At 39.3% G+C, this 18265-nt stretch carries 15 protein-coding genes; 5 read left to right on the top strand and 10 right to left on the bottom strand.

Annotated features, from left to right (window positions below):
• Nucleotides 1–22 precede the first annotated feature (22 nt).
• The 5 genes from RYH73_RS21040 (at nucleotide 23) to RYH73_RS21020 (ending at nucleotide 5007) form a co-directional block, all read left to right on the top strand.
• A complete protein-coding gene (locus RYH73_RS21040) occupies nucleotides 23–961 on the top strand; it encodes a malate dehydrogenase (protein WP_335315456.1) in 939 nt (312 codons plus the stop codon).
• 13 nt (nucleotides 962–974) lie between these two features.
• The gene (locus tag RYH73_RS21035) at nucleotides 975–1415 is read left to right on the top strand and encodes an aspartyl protease family protein (RefSeq protein WP_335315455.1); all 441 of its coding nucleotides are present in this window, start codon (nucleotides 975–977) and stop codon (nucleotides 1413–1415) included.
• 249 nt (nucleotides 1416–1664) lie between these two features.
• The gene (locus tag RYH73_RS21030; protein ID WP_335315454.1) at nucleotides 1665–2840 is read left to right on the top strand and encodes a glycosyltransferase family 4 protein; all 1176 of its coding nucleotides are present in this window, start codon (nucleotides 1665–1667) and stop codon (nucleotides 2838–2840) included.
• Nucleotides 2841–2846: 6 nt separating this feature from the next.
• A complete protein-coding gene (locus RYH73_RS21025; RefSeq protein ID WP_335315453.1) occupies nucleotides 2847–3833 on the top strand; it encodes a lysylphosphatidylglycerol synthase transmembrane domain-containing protein in 987 nt (328 codons plus the stop codon).
• Between the two features lie 7 nt (nucleotides 3834–3840).
• Nucleotides 3841–5007, top strand: a complete 1167-nt coding sequence (locus RYH73_RS21020) for a glycosyltransferase family 4 protein (RefSeq protein ID WP_335315452.1) — start codon at nucleotides 3841–3843, stop codon at nucleotides 5005–5007.
• Between the two features lie 128 nt (nucleotides 5008–5135).
• Here RYH73_RS21020 and RYH73_RS21015 read toward each other — a convergent pair whose 3' ends face one another.
• The 10 genes from RYH73_RS21015 to RYH73_RS20970 form a co-directional block, all read right to left on the bottom strand.
• Entirely contained in the window at nucleotides 5136–6119 is a 984-nt protein-coding gene (locus tag RYH73_RS21015) for an endonuclease/exonuclease/phosphatase family protein (protein WP_335315451.1), read from the bottom strand.
• Nucleotides 6120–6417: 298 nt separating this feature from the next.
• Entirely contained in the window at nucleotides 6418–7569 is a 1152-nt protein-coding gene (locus tag RYH73_RS21010) for a hypothetical protein (RefSeq protein WP_335315450.1), read from the bottom strand.
• Between the two features lie 50 nt (nucleotides 7570–7619).
• A complete protein-coding gene (locus tag RYH73_RS21005; protein WP_335315449.1) occupies nucleotides 7620–10358 on the bottom strand; it encodes a TonB-dependent receptor domain-containing protein in 2739 nt (912 codons plus the stop codon).
• Between the two features lie 621 nt (nucleotides 10359–10979).
• Entirely contained in the window at nucleotides 10980–11957 is a 978-nt protein-coding gene (locus RYH73_RS21000; RefSeq protein WP_335315448.1) for a hypothetical protein, read from the bottom strand.
• Between the two features lie 521 nt (nucleotides 11958–12478).
• Nucleotides 12479–13336: a sugar phosphate isomerase/epimerase family protein gene (locus tag RYH73_RS20995; protein ID WP_335315447.1), complete on the bottom strand. Its 858-nt coding sequence runs from the start codon at nucleotides 13334–13336 to the stop codon at nucleotides 12479–12481.
• A 29-nt stretch (nucleotides 13337–13365) separates the two neighbouring features.
• Entirely contained in the window at nucleotides 13366–14262 is an 897-nt protein-coding gene (locus RYH73_RS20990; RefSeq protein WP_335315446.1) for an aldo/keto reductase, read from the bottom strand.
• Between the two features lie 6 nt (nucleotides 14263–14268).
• A complete protein-coding gene (locus RYH73_RS20985; RefSeq protein ID WP_335315445.1) occupies nucleotides 14269–14982 on the bottom strand; it encodes an FKBP-type peptidyl-prolyl cis-trans isomerase in 714 nt (237 codons plus the stop codon).
• A 253-nt stretch (nucleotides 14983–15235) separates the two neighbouring features.
• On the bottom strand, nucleotides 15236–16594 hold the full coding sequence (locus RYH73_RS20980) for a GH1 family beta-glucosidase (protein ID WP_335315444.1): 1359 nt from the start codon (nucleotides 16592–16594) through the stop codon (nucleotides 15236–15238).
• Complete coding sequence (locus tag RYH73_RS20975; protein ID WP_335315443.1) at nucleotides 16591–17583, bottom strand: glycosyltransferase family protein; 993 nt, start codon at nucleotides 17581–17583, stop codon at nucleotides 16591–16593. Before RYH73_RS20975 ends, RYH73_RS20980 begins: the two co-directional genes overlap by 4 nt.
• 123 nt (nucleotides 17584–17706) lie before the next feature.
• A complete protein-coding gene (locus tag RYH73_RS20970) occupies nucleotides 17707–18201 on the bottom strand; it encodes an Mpo1 family 2-hydroxy fatty acid dioxygenase (protein ID WP_335315442.1) in 495 nt (164 codons plus the stop codon).
• Between the last annotated feature and the right edge of the window lie 64 nt (nucleotides 18202–18265).

The following is an 18265-nucleotide window of genomic DNA, read 5'->3' as shown; positions in this document are numbered from 1 at the left end:
AATCATTTAATCCTATAAATTTATGAAAATAACCGTTATTGGCGCCGGTGCTGTGGGCGCAACCGCTGCAGACAATATCACGAGGAAGGAACTCGCTGAAGAAGTTATTCTACTCGATATCAAAGAAGGTGTTGCTGAGGGTAAGGCGCAGGATATTTCGCAAACCGCTGCTCTTTTAGGTTTCGATACGAAAATCATCGGCGTAACAAATGATTATGAGAAAACTGCAGGATCCAGCGTTGCAGTCATTACCTCTGGTATACCACGTAAACCCGGTATGACACGTGAAGAATTGATCGGAACTAATGCAAATATTGTAAAAACCGTTGCTGAGAATCTATTGAAATACTCGCCGGAAGTAATTATTCTGGTGGTATCAAATCCAATGGATACGATGACTTACCTTACACTGAAAGCTACAGGTTTGCCCGGAAATAGAGTAATAGGTATGGGCGGTGCTTTGGATTCTTCACGGTTTAAATATCAAATCAGTCAGCATACAGGAGCCTCTCCTTCTGACCTAAATGCGATTGTTATAGGTGGTCATGGTGATACAACAATGATTCCGTTGATAAAACATGCGACGTGGAATAGCCTTCCTGTAACACAATTTTTGTCAGCTCAACAACAAGAGCAAATTATAGCGGATACCATGGTGGGCGGAGCCACGCTTACCAAGCTCATAGGTACCTCGGCTTGGTACGCACCGGGCGCTGCGATAGCATCGATGGTTGAAAGTATTATAAGAAACGAGAAAAGGTTGTTTACAGCTTCTGTATTCTTGGATGGCGAATATGATGAACGGGATATCACGCTGGGCGTCCCGGTTATTATTGGCAAAAACGGGGCAGAAAAAATCGTTATGCTTCAGTTAGATGAAGAGGAAAAGGCTAAATTTAGGCAAAGTGCCGAGGCTGTGAGAAATATGAATCAGGTACTTTCCGAAAGTAAAATTATTTAAAACGAAGAAGTTAATGATTAAAATACCACTTGCATTATTAAATCTTCAAGATGACGGCTTCCACTTATTGGTGGAAGTTGTTGTTTTCAAGCAAATCTTTAAAGCCGTCTTGGACACCGGTGCATCCAAAACCGTATTTGATAAAACCATTTTAGAGCGCCATATAGGTGATAAACAGCTTAAGAACAGTGATCGTGTATCTACCGGTTTAGGCACTACCAATATGGAAAGTTTCACTTGGCTTTTTCCGGATTTTCAAATCGGTACTTTTCATCTTCAAAATTTTGAAGTAGCCGTTCTGGATTTATCTTCTATTAATTTCGCTTACGAGAACCTTTCCGTTGAACCCGTAATCGGCGTTATTGGCGGTGATATATTAACACAATACCAAGGGATCATTGACTACGGAAAAATGACCTTAACCCTTAAAAAGCCGAAAAAAAAGGCAACATAAAAAAAGGCACGCTTCACAGCGAGCCTTTTCCCAATTTTAACCAAACCTAATTTACATGAATCAATTACTATTTAACTCTGGTACAAATCTAAGGCATCAGCGTTAACCCTATTTTAAAAAAGCATTATGCCTTTGTGAAAAAAACAAGGCTCCTTACCTGCTTTTCCGCATTACATGATGAATTCATAACAATTGATTAATGCTAGCATCAATTTAAACTATTAGCTTTATGAATACCAAGTATATGCTATGCAGAAAATTAAAGTAGCGTTCTTTGCTGAGATTCTATATGAGGATAAAGACGGGGCCTCCAGGACAATGTTTCAGCTAATTAAAAGAATTCCATCGGATCGGTTTGATTTTATGTTTATTTACGGAGACGGTCCGGATAAGCTGTTTAATTTCCCGTCTATTAAAGTTCCAACGTTAAAAATTCCATCCAACAAAAATTACACCCTGTCAGTTCCTGCCTTAATAAAAAAAGGGCTAACCCTTAGATTGGATGATTTTGGCCCAGATATCGTACATATTGCTACCCCCTCGTTTTTAGGGCATTTTGCTGTTATTTATGCGCGCAAACGACATATTCCTGTCGTTAGCATCTATCATACCCATTTTATCTCGTATATTGACTATTACCTGAAGCACACCCCCTTTCTTATCGGCCTAGCTAAAAGATATATTTCATCGAAGAAAAAATGGTTTTATAATCAGTGCGACTGTATCTACGTTCCTACAAGAACTATTAAGCAAGAGCTGATGAGTTATGGCATTCAGGCTTCTAAAATGCAGTTATGGGAAAGAGGTATTGATCACGAGTTGTTCAATCCACTGAAGAGAGACCCTGCAAAGCTTCAGGAAATAACGGGTAACAAACTTCCCACCCTTTTATTTGTGAGCCGTCTCGTATGGGAAAAAAATCTGGAAATGCTTTTCAACATTTACCGATTAATTAAATTACGAGGGATTGAATGTAATTTTTTGGTTGCGGGAGATGGATTGGCGCGTAAAGCTTGCGAACATGAAATGCCGGGCGCAATTTTTTTAGGACATGTTAACCACGATGAATTAGCGATACTCTATGCTTCCAGTTCGATCTTTATTTTCCCGTCCATTAGTGAAACCTACGGGAACGTAATACTAGAAGCCCAAGCTTCTGGCCTACCCTGTGTTATCGCAAACGGAGGAGGCTCGAAAGATTTGATAGACAATGGTGTCAACGGTTTTTCGTGCAACCCGAAAAGCGAAGGAGAATTTGTGGATCGTATTGAGACCTTATTGACGAAGAAGACGATTTACCAGCAGTTCAAAATGCTTGGACTACAAGAAAGCGCCAAACGTAATTGGAAACATTTGGCAGACATTTACTTCAATGATATCGAGCAGCTGGGCCAGGTACCTAGTATTTACAAATTAACCTCTTAGTACCGAATGCTTCGATTTGTTAAAATTGTACTATTCTTATCTGTCGCAATTACTTTAGGATTTTATATTGCTCACACCGATCTTACTCAAGTAGCTCAATCGATAACACAAATTGGTTGGAATTTCTGTTGGATCTTACTCCTTACCTGTTGTGCGTATCTATTAGGTACCATTGCCTGGGCATATTGCCTGGGAAACCAATCCAAGCAGATTAGTATTTATCATTTGTTTTGGATCAGACTCATTGGAGAAACCGTAAGTCTTTTTAATCCAAGCAGTATAATTGGCGGTGATTTTTTAAAAGCTGAATTGTTAAAACCTTATATGATCGAACGAAAATCGGCCATTCGATCGGTTGTCGTTTCCCGTTGTCTGATGATTAGCTCTCAACTTATCTTATCAGTACTAGCCCTTATTATTTTATTTATGCGAGATAAAAGTACCAGTTTCGATCACCCCATATCGTCCTTCTTTGGCTATTTAATCATCATTTTTTCAATTCTTGGTTTGATAATTTTCTTGTTTGTTCGCTTGATAAAGTCATTACGATATAAATTTACCTCTTTTTTTTCGAATCGTTTCCATCAGTTCCAATCAAAGTTAACGACCACCCTATCAGAGACAAAACAATATTACCACCAAGAAAAAAAGGCACTCGTCCTATCTTTTTTGTTTTTTTCACTCCATTGGTTCGTCGGCTCCCTGGAGTTTCTACTCATCCTCTATGCGTTGGATATCCATATCGACATGATAGAAAGTTTAGCGATGGACATGGGGGTTATCTTTTTTAAATCAGCAGGCGCATTAATTCCCGGTCAAATCGGCATTGAAGAATATGGCAATCAATTTATGCTAAAATTTATCGGCATTACAGGCAGTATCTGGCTTAGTGTATCTGTTGTTCGAAGAGTGCGACAACTCATATGGCTATTTTTAGGAGGAATCAGTTATATCATGTATTATCGAAAGCCCTTACCACTGCAAGCAGCATAAAACGTTCATGGAAATTTTATTTATCAGTCATAAATACCCCCCTACTACCGGCGGTATGGAAAAGCACAGTTATGAGCTGGTGGCGGGTATGAAAAAATGCGGTCCGGTACATTCGCTAATTTATAAAGGAGTTGGCAGTAGATTCGGCTTTTTTCTCGCACTCCGAAAAAATATAAAACGTATCTTAGATCACCATCCCAATATCACGCTTATCCATTTTAATGATGCATTGATTGCTACCTATTATTTATTGTGCTGTCGATTCCATTCACAGATTAAGCATGCAGTTACTATACATGGTTTGGATGTGGTCTTTCCCAGCTATTTATACAGGAAATTCATGCTTCCCAAATTGAATCGTTTCGATCTTATCCTAGCCGTAAGCTCGGCTACTGCACAAGCGGCGCGTGATTTGGGAATTCGAGCAGAAAAAATAAGGGTTATATCCAATGGTGTTGATGAAAAAATCCCAAAGCATAAATTTTCGTTAAGCTTTTACGATGACTTTCAAACGCGATATCACCTCGATATTCGTGAAAAAAAATTGCTGGTAGCCCTGGGAAGGCCCGTAAAAAGAAAGGGTTTTTCTTGGTTTATAGAAAATGTGATGCCACAATTGGAGCATGATTATTTATTGTTACTGATAGGGCCATTTCATTGGAAGCCCACTAAACAGGAGCGTTTTTTAAAATTTCTCCCACCTTTTATCCGAAATAAATTCTCTCTATTTCTGGGTGCACCAACCGATGAACCGAAACTGCGAGCTTTATTACATAAACCTGAAATCAGAAAAAGGGCTAAACACTTGGGACGCTTACCTTTTGACGAAATTTTAAATATCCTACACCATGCGCGTGCATTTATTATGCCTAATATTGAAGTGAAAGGTGATATGGAGGGCTTTGGTTTAGTGTGCTTAGAAGCCGCTTTATGCGGAACGACAGTATTGGCCTCCTGTACCGGGGGAATCCCGGACGCCATTAAGCACGGCAAAAACGGTTATTTACTAGCCGCTGAACAAGCAGAAGAATGGGTTATCAAACTTAATGAAGTCATGAAGCAACCTATTGACGAAGAGAAAATAAAGATTTCTATTAACTATACTAAAAGACATTATAGTTGGAAAAAAATGGTAAAAACCTATTACCAGGCATTTCTGGACTTGGTTGATTAGTTGAGTCGTCGAGTTGTTGAATAGGAAAATAGTTGACATAAGACGGGCTGTCTTGATACTTACGTCTTGACACTTGATACCTCCTAGGAAATAGGACAGGAAGAAAACGCACAACTAATAACTAACAGCTAATAACTATGTTGCTGCCAACTAAATGATAAACTTACAGGGCAATGATCAGAGAGCGGGACACCTTCTTTATTGTTAAATTTTTCGTTCTCGAAACGATAAGCCATAGGACGTAATTGGAGATCGTCGCTGCTTCGAAAAAGTATTTTGTCGATAGACTCACAATCGTCATTCAGCTTCAAAATATCCTCCTTTACAAAGGCTCTAAAAGCAGGGAAGCTATCCTTTCCCTTCAGTGTTATCCAGGCGTCTTTCAAGTGATTTTGGGCAAGTAGATCGCGAATATTATCATGTTCGTAACAGAAATGTGCATTTAGATCGCCCATAACAATAACCGCCCGGGTACCCGAGTGTTCTTTAATATAATTTGACAGTTGAATCATGTTTTTTCGCCTAGCTGCGGCAGCAGCCGGGTCATCTGCAGCATTGGCATGTACATTATAAAAGTCGATGAAGATATCTTTCCCTACTTCAATCTTACTAAAGGTGAAGCCTTTTGGAGTCAAACAGTCGGCGCCCGTACAGTTATTCCACGGAATCCTTCTTATTTCAGTGATACGGTATTTAGAGAGCGTATTGAGGCCATCACCGAAAGGCACCCCTCCTTTTGTTTTTGTTTTAAAAGGATGTTCATTACCTCCATAATATAAGAAGCTATTGTAATTAAAATCTTCCTGTACATGGACTATATCATAATCGTTCAAACGACGACCAATTTCAGCGATGCTGGAAGAACGTTCCGTAACCGCACTGGAAATTAGTTGCGGTAGCCCTGCGATGTTGTACGTTATAACCGAAAATTCACCTTCATAGTTAACGGGCAATTCATCCAAAGAATGAGCAGTAAAGCTAATAAATGAATGGCTTTGCGTAGGAACACGGCAAACCTGAAAGTATCGCTTCACAATCAAAAACAAAAGACAGGTAATAAAGAAGAAGTTCATCCACTTTCTGCTTAGTTTACGACGAAGAATAAGTTCCATAAAAGTAAGGCTTTCTTAGCATAAAACTAGCATGGAGAATTAAACAGAAAGTCGTTTCAATGTTAAAGGATTGTTATTTTTCATCATTAGCTGTTAAGCTTTGGGGTTTAGCTGCCAGCTGTCGACCTGGATATCCTTCATAATTTGTGAGTTCCTTGATTTCCTCTTTCAAGACAATTCCCACAGAGATCATCAGGGAGGTAAGGAAAATTAATACAAAGCCGCCCAAACACCATTCATAAAAAAGCGGCTATCCGATTGGATAGCCGCTTTAAAGCATTTATGAACAATACAATAATTAATTACCAGTTAAATGCGACTCAGCCCAAGTTGACCAATCAGGACGAGCAGCACCGTTACCAGCGCCTGTAGCATTAGGATCTTCCTCGAACGTTCCAGCAGTACCTTTGTTTGGTACGTTATCAAAACGAACTTGTTTCACTTTATTAGCTTGGAAATGAGCTAGAGATTCTGCACCACTTGCAGTAATACCTTCACCAGCGATAAAATCTTTTAAATAAACATTGGTAATTGAGCCTAAGGTACCACGACGCAACATCATTCCTGCTTCTGAAGTAACAGAAGCACTGTTACGACCTATTAATGTTAAATTTGTTAAAGTTGGACTTGAAACAGGAGCTAAAGTTGGATTATCTTGGTTGCTATCTGCTTCAATACCGCGGCTATCAGAAGAATAAGTTGTAGCTGCAGATTGATCAGCATACAAATTTGTAACGGTTCCGTTCCAACCTTCTGCCCAGTCAAACGAATCATCTTGTGAGCCAATCACTGTTAAATTTTCGGCATTTACAGAACCACCAAACCATTCTACACCATCGTCGGAAACTTGATTGATAAAGATATTATTCACAGTAGTACCAGATCCTACTGCATAAAATGTCAACCCATTAAACTCCGATTCATCATTAATCTTATTACCTGAATATTCTATAATAATATGCGATAAGACACCTGAATTATCAGCATTATTATCGCCTCCATATATCAAACCAGCTACTTCTGCTTGTGCATTTGCACCCTTATTAGTGCCAGCGTTTCCACAAATCACAATACCACCCCATTGTCCAGCTGCGGGTGTTGCAGCGCTGGAAGTAAATACAATTGGATTTTCTGCCGTTCCAGTAGCGTTAATCATTGCGCCACGTTCAACGGCTAAAAAGGCCACATTTGTAACATTTTCTGAATACTCCGCTTCAATACGCACACCTGGTTCAATTGTTAACGTTGCCCCAGACTTAACATAGACAGGGCCACGCAAAGTATATGTTCTGCCAGCGGTTACACGAGCGTTTCTATCAATATTCCCACTGATAATACCGTCCTCAAAAGTAATCTCTCCGCCATCGGGTCCCGGGTTGTTATCATCATCACTACTACAGCTTGCAAACATCGTTGCAATGATCATCATGCTTAAGAATAAATTTTTCATAATTGTCATTTTGAATGAATAATTTTGTTGTTTTTCTGTTTTTATTTTGTCTAAAAGATCTTGTATTTAACTCCCAAACTAAAGTCCAAACCTCTCTTGTAGTTATATACCTCTACGCTTTGATCGGTGTTTTCCTGTTCCATACGCACCTCGTTATTTAATAGATTATTTATTTTTAATCCTACTTCCCATTTTTCATTTATTGCTGTATTTGAAATAAAATTCAACGTGGGATAACCTTTTTCTACTATGTTCCCGCGGCCAAAAGCGCCCAATGAAAAGATTCGATCATAAAAATAATTTCCCACGATAGCAATAGTAGGTCTGACTTTTCCACTATTTAATTTATAAGTCAAATCCGCATTCACAAGCAAAGGTGAAGCTCCCTGTAAGCGATCATGGTCATCGTTAAAATTAACACTCATAGTATAGTCGGTCTCTTTTGCAACTTTCTCTGGGTCCAACTCTTGGCGACTATACATATAGGTTACATTCATTCCGCCTGAAAAACCACTAGTAATGTTCTTTCTCATCTCAATTTCGGCACCAAATACGTAAGCATAATCCCCTGCATTTAGAAATGAAAACAAGTTGGATGCCGCTGATGTGATCAATGTTTGGCTAATCGGATCTTTGATATATTTACCAAAGATACCTGCCGAAAATAATTCGTCAGAACTTGGAAACTGCTCCCATTTAATGTCTAAATTATAATTATCTGCGGGTTTCAATGCTCCATTCCCGAAGGTCAGAGATGTCACATCTTCGTATTGAAAAGGAGCCTTTTCTAAAAATTGGGGAAGAGTATAAGATTTACTAGCTGCTACTCTTAAATTTTGATTTTCCGACAAAGTATATTTAAGAGTAGCTTCAGGTAATATAAAAACTTTGTCAATATCCGCTTGATCAAAGTCTACTATTGGTTGCAGAATGTTCACGTCCCATGTCATTTTTTGTAAAACCTTGTCTGCTCTCAAACCCAATGTATAGGTAAGATTTTTGTTTGGGGTATGTTCGAAAAGGGCGAAACCACCGTGTACATTTAATTTAGCATCGTACGTTTGAGGGACCAAACTTAAAACTCTGGCGGTTTCAAAGCGAAACGTTGGACTTGTAGCAGTAGTAGTAGTAAAGTTATCAGCATTCAAAAATGCATCTAAATTATTCGGATCAGCTGCTATGCCTGATTGTTGTATACGGGCGTTAATTTGAGTAGCTTCAAAATCCCGTTTTTTATATCGTCCAGTATAACCGACACTCAGTTTTCCATTGTATTCCCCCATCTCATTTTTAAACAGCTTGTAGTTAAAAGCAAATCTACCTGCTATTTCCTTCTCATTAATATATTGAAAATATCGATTCTGATTATTTACCTGAGAATTGTTAAACTCAAAACCACCACTATTACTAGTTGATAAGGTACTAGTAATCCGATCTGGCATATCAGCATTGACGATACCGTAAGATGCTCCCCAATCTAACGATAAACGTTCTTTCAATTGGTGTTCTCCAAGCAACTGATTTAAGAACAACTGATTTTGTTGAGTCAACGTTTGTCTAGTAAATTGTATTGGTTCATCCAGAGGGGCCACATCATAATCGTTTACAGCACTAGAAGAGCCATTGATAAATATACTATTCCACCTTAGTCGGTTCTTTGAATTAACTCTATAATCTAAGTTCAACATACCAGTGGTATTCGTTTCATAAACATTTTTCTCGATGTTAAAGTAATCGGCATTAACGATATCAACCCTCGAACCCATTACTTTTTCAGAACCTTTCCTAAATTGATAATTGTTTTTATGAGAGACAGTTGCAAAAATATTTAACCTCCCTTCTTCACCAACCTGAAAACTTTTACCTCCCTGAATAGAGAAGTCGTAATTGAAAGGCTTATCAACAGTATTAGGAGACCATTTACTTCCGAACGTATATTGTTGCAGAGTAGTAGGAGGCTTAACATTATAAAAACCAAAGCGTTTCCAGTTATCTGCTCTTTTAAAATCAGACCGAAATGCATTTGTGTTTAAACCACCACCGATTTCCACACTCAGTGTAGGATTACCAACGTGCTCCTTCGAAATGATATTAACTGTTGCGCCACCAACATCACCATAATCCTCAGCTGTATACGTTTTACTAATACCAATTGATTGAATAACATCAGTACCAAATAAATCCAATGAAATATTCTTGCTGGTGGGTTCATTTGAAGGCAAAGGAAGGCCATTTAGCAAAGTGTTATTATAACGATCGCCTAAACCACGTACAAAGACACCGCTGGTTCCTTCTTGCTTAGCGATACCCGTCACTTTGGTAATAGCAACAGCAGCATTACTAATTCCTTTTCGGCTCATTTCCTGTGAACCAATGCTTTGGGTGATAACTGCCGAATTCATCTGTTTTCTTAGCAAAGCGGATTCGGTATCTTTCCGCACTTCACCCGTAATTACCACGTCATCCAATACTTGGGCATCGGAAGCCATGGCTACACTTAGGTTAATGTTATTTCCTGCTTTTACGGCAACCGTATCTCTTAACGTTTGGTATCCTACATAACTAAATACGAGGATATGTGTACCTGGGGTAAGTTCTAATTTAAATTTTCCATCAATATCTGTATTGGCACCCATTTTGGTACCTTGCACGGCGACGGACACCGCGGGCATGGTTTCATTATTCAATGAAGCATCTACCACAACACCACTAACGATTCCCTTTTGCTGAGCAAAAGCTGTTGAACCGCTAATAAAGAGAGTTAAAAAGATTAGGGTCTTGACTTTCATGTAACTTGTAATATTCCGCTACAAAGGACGCAAGAACAGGTAAACAGAATGTTAAGTTGATATTATTCTTACATGTATATAGTGTTAATATAGTGTTAAGAGGAAATATTGACAAGCTGTCTACTTCAATCAACAACGAGGAATTTTAATGTATAAAAACGAGCATTTTTATACACAATTTAACGGCCATATTATAAAGCCTTCGCAACTTACTTGGACAAAAAATAATAATACATGAAACCGTCAGGATTTTCAAAACCACTTAATAAACGATAAGTCATAACCAACTTCAAGCTAAGTCCCTATCAAATTCGGGGTTTCACCAGATATTTACCAGATCCCATCAGGTTTTTATCAGGTAAATCTGAAAGAAACCTGATAAAAACCTGATCGATATCTGATCGTTTTACGAACTTCGTACGAAGTTAAGCGGGAGTTGGATGGAAAAAATAGGATTACCGTCTAAACTCCCTCGAAGGTATATTAACAAAGTAAAACCTTTACAACCTACAGAGGTCTCTTGTTCGAAGTATCTGTTATTATAAGGTATTAATTACCATTAGAAATATCGAGGTTATCTTCCTAGATTATGTGTAGCTGATGGCTTTGGGTCGCGGAAAGTTACTCACCGTTAAATTCGTGCGTCTCTGTACCTGCCCAAGTCGAATCAGCGCTAACGTCAAAATACTGTTGTCCCCTATCGCCCGTAAGCGTACCGGTTATCAGTACTTTAAAATTTGGTTTTACAACAATATCATCAAACTCCCTAAATGCAATTTGTCCACTTCGAACACCTGGGATAATCATATACAAGGGTCTGTTAAAGCTTCCACTTCTATCGGGGAGAACAAAGCCCCTTGAAACAAAATCGCTTGTTTTGTAAGGTACTACTTCTCCGCTGATTTTGGGAAGCTGTATTGGATCCAATACTTCATATTCCTGATTTTTGTCAAATGGATAACTAGAAACAGAGTGGACTAAAATTTCTGGTGGACCGCCCCAAAGCTCTCCTACCATTTCTCGTTGTTTCACCTCTATACTACCAACAATTCGCTCAATGGTGATGGTCTCTTCTGTGTTATTTTCTTCATTTACCGTAAAGGCATGTTCTTTATAGAAAATATCTTCCACCACATAACCAGGAACAAGCGCCGCAGTAGTATAATTGGTAGAATCCGGAAAGGACAAGCCACCCATGGAACCCACAACAATTAATTTATAATCACCTGCATACAATTCATAGTGATTAAATCCATAATGTATCCATTCGCCTATTTCCACGCCATTTTGCTGATTGACGTGACTTATAAGTGTGCCGCTTGAGTCATATAAAAAATAATCTAACTCCTGCAAATAACTATCTACTGCATTATCGTTGGCAGCTTCTGCATTTGCAGAACTTTTTCCTTTTGTATTGGTAGACATAGTTGGACCCATTGGTATTACTTCTTTAGTATATGCTTTTACTTTAAAGTCTACACTGTGCAATTCACCTTTTTCAGGTGATGCTGTATCTATTATGTTTTCCTTTTTACAACTGTTTAGGGTGCCCGCTACAAAGCACACAATTAAACTAATAAATGTAATTCTTGTTTTCATAATTTTAAGGTTAATATATTAACAAAGTTAAATAAAGCCTCTGTACAGTATTATATTAACTATGACCAAAATAAGCACAAATTAATGTGTATAACTGAGAAATAAGTAAATACTATACGCCGAAAAATATCCCTTTAGATGGTCGGAACACTATAAGTTTGAACCTTATTCTCTCTACAAATTCACATAAACACATATAGGTTATTTATATAAGACACATCGTTAAAGCTAAAAAGCGGGCTATTGGTTTCGTACTCGTATTCGATCTCCCTTGCAGTTATAGCCTAGTCCGATAGGAGTCCGATAGGTATTGCTTAAAAAGCCGTGTTTTGCTAGTTTTTACGTACCATACAGGGATATCACTGGGATATAGGTCCTATAGGACACGAATGGAACACGGATGAAGGTCGGATCAAAGAGCATGGATGATGCCTTTGAAGGAAATTCTGATACTAAAAAAGCCACTGCAATCTGCAATGGCTTTGGCTCTATAGGGTATAACCTAAAATCTACAACTTGTCCTACTCCAATTCTTTTACCAGCTTTCTGAAATTTTCAGCGCTCGCAGCAATGTCCGCAGAATTTGCCAACCAATTATATTCATATTCAGCGGATAACATCCCCTTAAACTTTTGGTTTTTCAATTCTTGCATCACACCTTTTACATTCCCCACACCTGTACCCCAATGTACATCGTGCGCATCTCTTGATTTTTCATTCAAATCTTTGAAGTGCAGGTGATTGATATGCCCTTTATACTTTTGTAAGCATTCAATGGGATCTAAACCTGAACGTACCCAGTGACCAATATCAGCGCAAGCACCTACGTACTTGCTATTTGCCAGTTGAATCGCATTTAACACGATCTCCGGGCTCCAATAGTGTGTGGGATTCGGATGATTATGAATGGATACTTTAATCTTAAACTCGTTTGCCAACTTTCCGATCAAAGGAAGATCCTCTTGTTTTGGTTCGGTATTGATATTTTTAATACCCATGGCCTTCGCAAATTCAAAAAGTTGACGCCAACCTTCCGGCGAATCGGCATTGACTACACCAAAAGCAACCAAGGTAATGCCTTTATCTTTTAACAATTGTAATACTTGCGCTCTTTTTTCCTTGCTCATGGTAAAATCCATTTTACCTTCCACCCCACCACCGATGTTCTGGCCCGGATAAGCTTCAATATACTTCAATTTACAGCTGTCGGTTTTGGCAATCGCCTCTGCTAAAGTAAATCGGTTAAAACTGTAAGCTTGGGCACCCAATTTCCATCCTAATTTTTCCTCCGGCCTATCTTGTGCCTTTAAGGTGCCAGCTGCAAAAATAATAGCCATTAAAGCAATAAGGCTACTCCATACTTGTTTCTTGTAGTTCATCTTGATTTTATTTGGTTTGTGGGTTTATCTTATCTGTGATTATCATAGGTAAAGCTTCTGACTTGACTTCTTAGTTCCTCCAAATCATTGGCGGACAATAAAGGTATTTCCTTTAAGACACGTAATCCTTCATCCAATTGCTCTTCTGTACGAAATCCGGTGACTGCAGTTGCTACGACGGGATGATTCAGCACATAGGCCAATGCAACGCTTGTGTCTAGTACCTGAAGTTTAACGGCTAGCTTATGAATAGCCCTAGCAGCTTTCATTACCTCACTAGCGGTATACTGTAAATAGTTTCCCTCCTTTTTTGCCATCAACCTGCCCTGTGCAAGGCCTCCCCTACTAATTACACTTATATTACGATCCGCCAGAAAGTCTAGCATCTCTTCTTCAGGCCGGTGATCCAATAAACTATATTGCATCATAACAGAGACAATATTGGATCGATGTGCGTATGCCCGGATTACATTGGGGCGGATCGAAGAAATACCATAGCACCTAATTTTCCCTTGTTGCTTCAAGATCTCAAAGGCCTCTATAGAATCGTCGATGGCATCATCGATGGTACCACCATGAAGTTGATACAAATCAATATAATCCGTTTGCAGTCGCCGTAAACTTTGATCAACCGCTTTTAATATATATTCTTTTGAGGGGTTCCAGTCCCAAGTACTACCATCCGACCGCCACTGATTTCCAACTTTCGTAGCGATGATTACGTCCTTACGTATCGATTTTAGTGCTTCACCAACATAAGCTTCGTTCATGCCTTTGTCATAAAGATCGGCCGTGTCAAAAAAATTGACACCTTGGTCGAAAGCTTTACGTAACAAATGATTGGCATGCAGCTGACTATCACCTAATGACATGCAGCCAAAACTGATTTCGCTAACTTCTAAATCGGATTTTCCCAGTGTACGCATGGATATCTATCCTCCGATTTTCAATAATTCAACGTCAAATATCAGAACACTATATGGTGGGATGTCATTTCCGGCTCCACGCTCACCATATCCCAATTGATAAGGTATATAGAAGCGATAATGAGCGCCAACGGGCATCAGTTGCAGGCCTTCCTGCCACCCCTGAATAACCCGATTTAGTTGAAAGGAGATCGGTTCGCCTCGGTCGTAAGAACTATCAAAGACCTTTCCACTCAGTAATGCTCCTTTATAATTAACGGTTACAGAATCTGTTTCCAACGGTTTAGGACCTTCTGCATCACGAATAACCTCGTATTGTAAACCACTCGCTGTTGTATGAACACCGGTTTTCGTCTTATTCTGTGCTAAAAATGAATCGCCTGTCGCAGTTTGCTCTTTCTTTAATTCTTCTGCTGCTGCCGTTAACACCTCACTAATGGCTTTATATTCATCCTCTTCTTTAATGCGAACCGGGCTATCCGAAAAATAATCTTCGATTGCTTGCGCTACTAATTTTCCGTTTAAACTCTTTAATCCTCTCTTCTTTAGGTCTCTAGCCATACTTAAACCAAAGGCATAAGAGGCTGAATCGATTTTGCTTTCGAACATGGGTGTGACTTTATTTTGCTTAGGTATTACTTTTTGTTTTGTTTTTTGCTGCGCAAATGTCGGTAACGTTGACATCGCTATAAGACCGATAATAGTTAATGGTTTGATCATGATAGGCAAACATAAAAAAATTAGTTGAGTGGGGAAATAGTTAGTAGGAAAATAGTTAAGGGGAGGTAAATTGGGAAAGTCCGATTTTAGGTTCTAAGTTTTAAGGTATAAATATTAGTTATTAAGACATAAGTATCAAGACTTACTATAATATGTCTTACGTCTATTAAATAATAAGCTTTAAGCTTAGGTCTGCCTACTATCACATGACGCATTGGCTAATCGGCTCATTATCACATTGGCTAATCCACTACTAAACCATTTGACTACTCAACGAATCACGACTTAACCATTCACCGTACCATTTCCCGCTCCCCTTAACGATACGTTTTTGCGTTTCAAAGTCGACATGTACTAGGCCAAAGCGGGGATGATACCCTTCGGCCCATTCAAAATTATCAGTAAAGGTCCATACAAAGTATCCGCGCACGTCAACCCCTTCTTCCTTTGCGCGCAAAACCTGTTCAATATGGTCTTGGAGATATTTGGTTCTTTCTGCATCAACAACCTGATCATTAACCACTTCATCTTTAAATGCGGCTCCATTCTCGGTAATAATAATGGGTGGCATATTGGGGTAGCTTTGAAACCGTTTAAGTGCCTCATAAATAGACGGCGGATAAATTTCCCAGTCCATTGCCGTTGTATGTTTTACACCCCGCCTGCGTGGTTCCACAATATTCGCCCATACGTAAGGCATCAGCATCGAGAATTGGACTACCTCTCGGGTGTAAGTTTGCAGCCCGATAAAATCGAAGTCAAAGGAGATATGGTCCTCGTCGCCCGGAAGAATATATTTTTTCAGATTCTTAAGCGCTTTGACAGCATCTATGGGATAACCCATTCCTAAGATAGGTTCCAAAAAAAGGCGGTTCATAATGGCGTCCGCTCGCCTAAGCGCATTTATATGCCTCGTTTTAAGGGATATAGGTTCGAGCACCGAATGTGAAAAAGTAGTACCCACCAAGGCCCTTGGGTAACGCTCTTTGATAAGTTTAGCCCCACGGACCATGCAGAGCGTCGCATGGTGCACTGCGGGCAAGAAATAACGAAGCCCCCATCTTCCGGGAGCATGCTTTCCAAAAAAATAGCCGGCACCAACGAAAGCAACTGGTTCATTCATAACCATCCAGTATTGCACACGATCGCCAAAGGCATCGATACAGATACGGACATATTCCTCAAACCAATCAAGAATGGAGCGATTTGTCCAGCCACCCTTATCTTCCAAGGCTTGGGGTAAATCCCAATGATACAATGTTAGCCAAGGTGTAATTCCTTGTTGAAGACACTGATCAATTACTCGGTTATAAAAATTTATTCCCTCTTGATTAACTTCCCCCACGCCCTTAGGCAAAATGCGTGTCCAGGCGATAGAGAAACGAAAATGGGGAATATTCAACTGCTTCATCAGCCGAATATCTTCCTCGTAGCGATTATAGAAATCACAGGCAAGTTCGGCATGATGTCCGTTTCGGATTTTCCCTTTTTTCTTGCTAAATACGTCCCAAATAGACAAACCCTTCCCATCGACATCATACGCCCCCTCAATCTGATATGCCGCCGTGGATACTCCCCACACAAAATCTTTCCCAAATGAGTCACGATTCATATATTAAGATGATTGGCTAATATTTTATCGACAATCTCTTGTGTATTATCCAGGTAACTTACTTTTACACGCTGATCAGTATTTATCCATTCCTGAATCGTTTCGTCATTTTTTGATTTCAGATTTTTAATCACAGGTACGCCCATTTGCTTTAGTGCAGCGGCATTTAAGTGCTGTTCGTACTGATTTTTCATGGGAACGACAAGCAGCTTCTTTCCTAAAAAAAGAGCTTCAGCAGGAGTCTCAAATCCCGCCCCACATAAAATACCATGACAAGAAGCCATACTTTCAACAAATTTTTGATTATTGATGGGTTGAACATTTACGTTCTTGAGTGAAAAAGGTACACGGTTATGTTTGGAAAAGACATCCCATTGAATCTGGTCAAACCGTAATAGACTTTTTAATAATCGTGCATCATCATACGCTGGTAAGTACACGGTATAATGCTCTTTATCACTAATTTCTTGCTCCCTGATCTGCTTTCTGATAACCGGTGTGAAGATAGAGGGACTATAAGGTTGAAAGTGGAAGCCATAGCTCACATCAACAGGAGCATAATGTTTTAAAATGAACTTGCCCATCATATCAACCTCTTCCGGTTTTGGCGATTTTGAATCTAAGACCGCAGATTGGTGGCTCATTCCAATGCAAGGATGCTCACGTAGGTGGCAGGCCCAAGCAGTTACCGGTTCAAAATCATTGATAACAAGGTCATATTCTTCTACCGGGGTTTCATTGATTTCTTTTACGATGTCACGTACCTTATTACTCATAAACGTTCGCCAGAGGTCTACCCCTCCTGCTTTTCCAAAGATGAAGCTTAATCCGTGCTTACGATATTTTACGTCGAAGGGCAATTCTAAATCAGCTTGGATGCCACTCACTAAAATATCGACATCTGCCCGTTTTTTTAAACAGGGGATAACATCCATGGCTCTACTTAGATGCCCGTTACCTGTCCCTTGTACCGCATACAATATCTTCATTTGATAATGATAAGTACTCTACTTAATGTTTTAGTTAGGTTAAAGTTAAGTATTTGTAACCAAAATTCGTTGTTGGTTGTTGGTTGTTGGTTGTTAAAAACTGAATAGCTAATACCTTAAACTTCAATAAGGTATCCGCAGTTTTCTAAAAATAAAATGCCATAGCCATACGGGCCCGATCAGCAGAAATTTTACATCTGTTAAAAATGAGGGCTTTTTACCCTCTATTTTATGACCGATGAATTGCCCGATCCAAGCGATAACAAAAATGACAAGGCATACCAACCAAGGGGCCGGGCCGCCTGCTTTCTCCCAATACTCCAATTGTACAATAATATAACTAAAAACACCGAAGCTGAAGAGCATCGCATAGGATAATGTAGGTGCCAGACGGAGATAGTAGTATACCACGAGGGCCATTACAATGGTAAACCAATTAATAAAGCCGTTATATCGACCTAAAAAATCAAGATGAGGAAAGGGAATGAACCAAATCAATCCGGAAATGCTGAAGGTAATGAGCGGAACACAAATCCAATGTATCAGTTTATTGGTTGGGTGCTGATGATGTTCAGCATATTGTTCAAAATAAAGATCAATTGGCCGCTGTTTTGACATAAGCTTTAATTTGATGCTGTGCTGTTCAAAATGGGGGCTTTTCAGCCCTCATTTTGTCATCTGT

It is taken from the genome of Olivibacter sp. CPCC 100613, assembly GCF_036959255.1.
Classification (GTDB): Bacteria; Bacteroidota; Bacteroidia; order Sphingobacteriales; family Sphingobacteriaceae; genus Olivibacter.
Note: the sequence above shows the minus strand (reverse complement) of the source record. Positions and strands in the feature narration are given on the sequence as shown.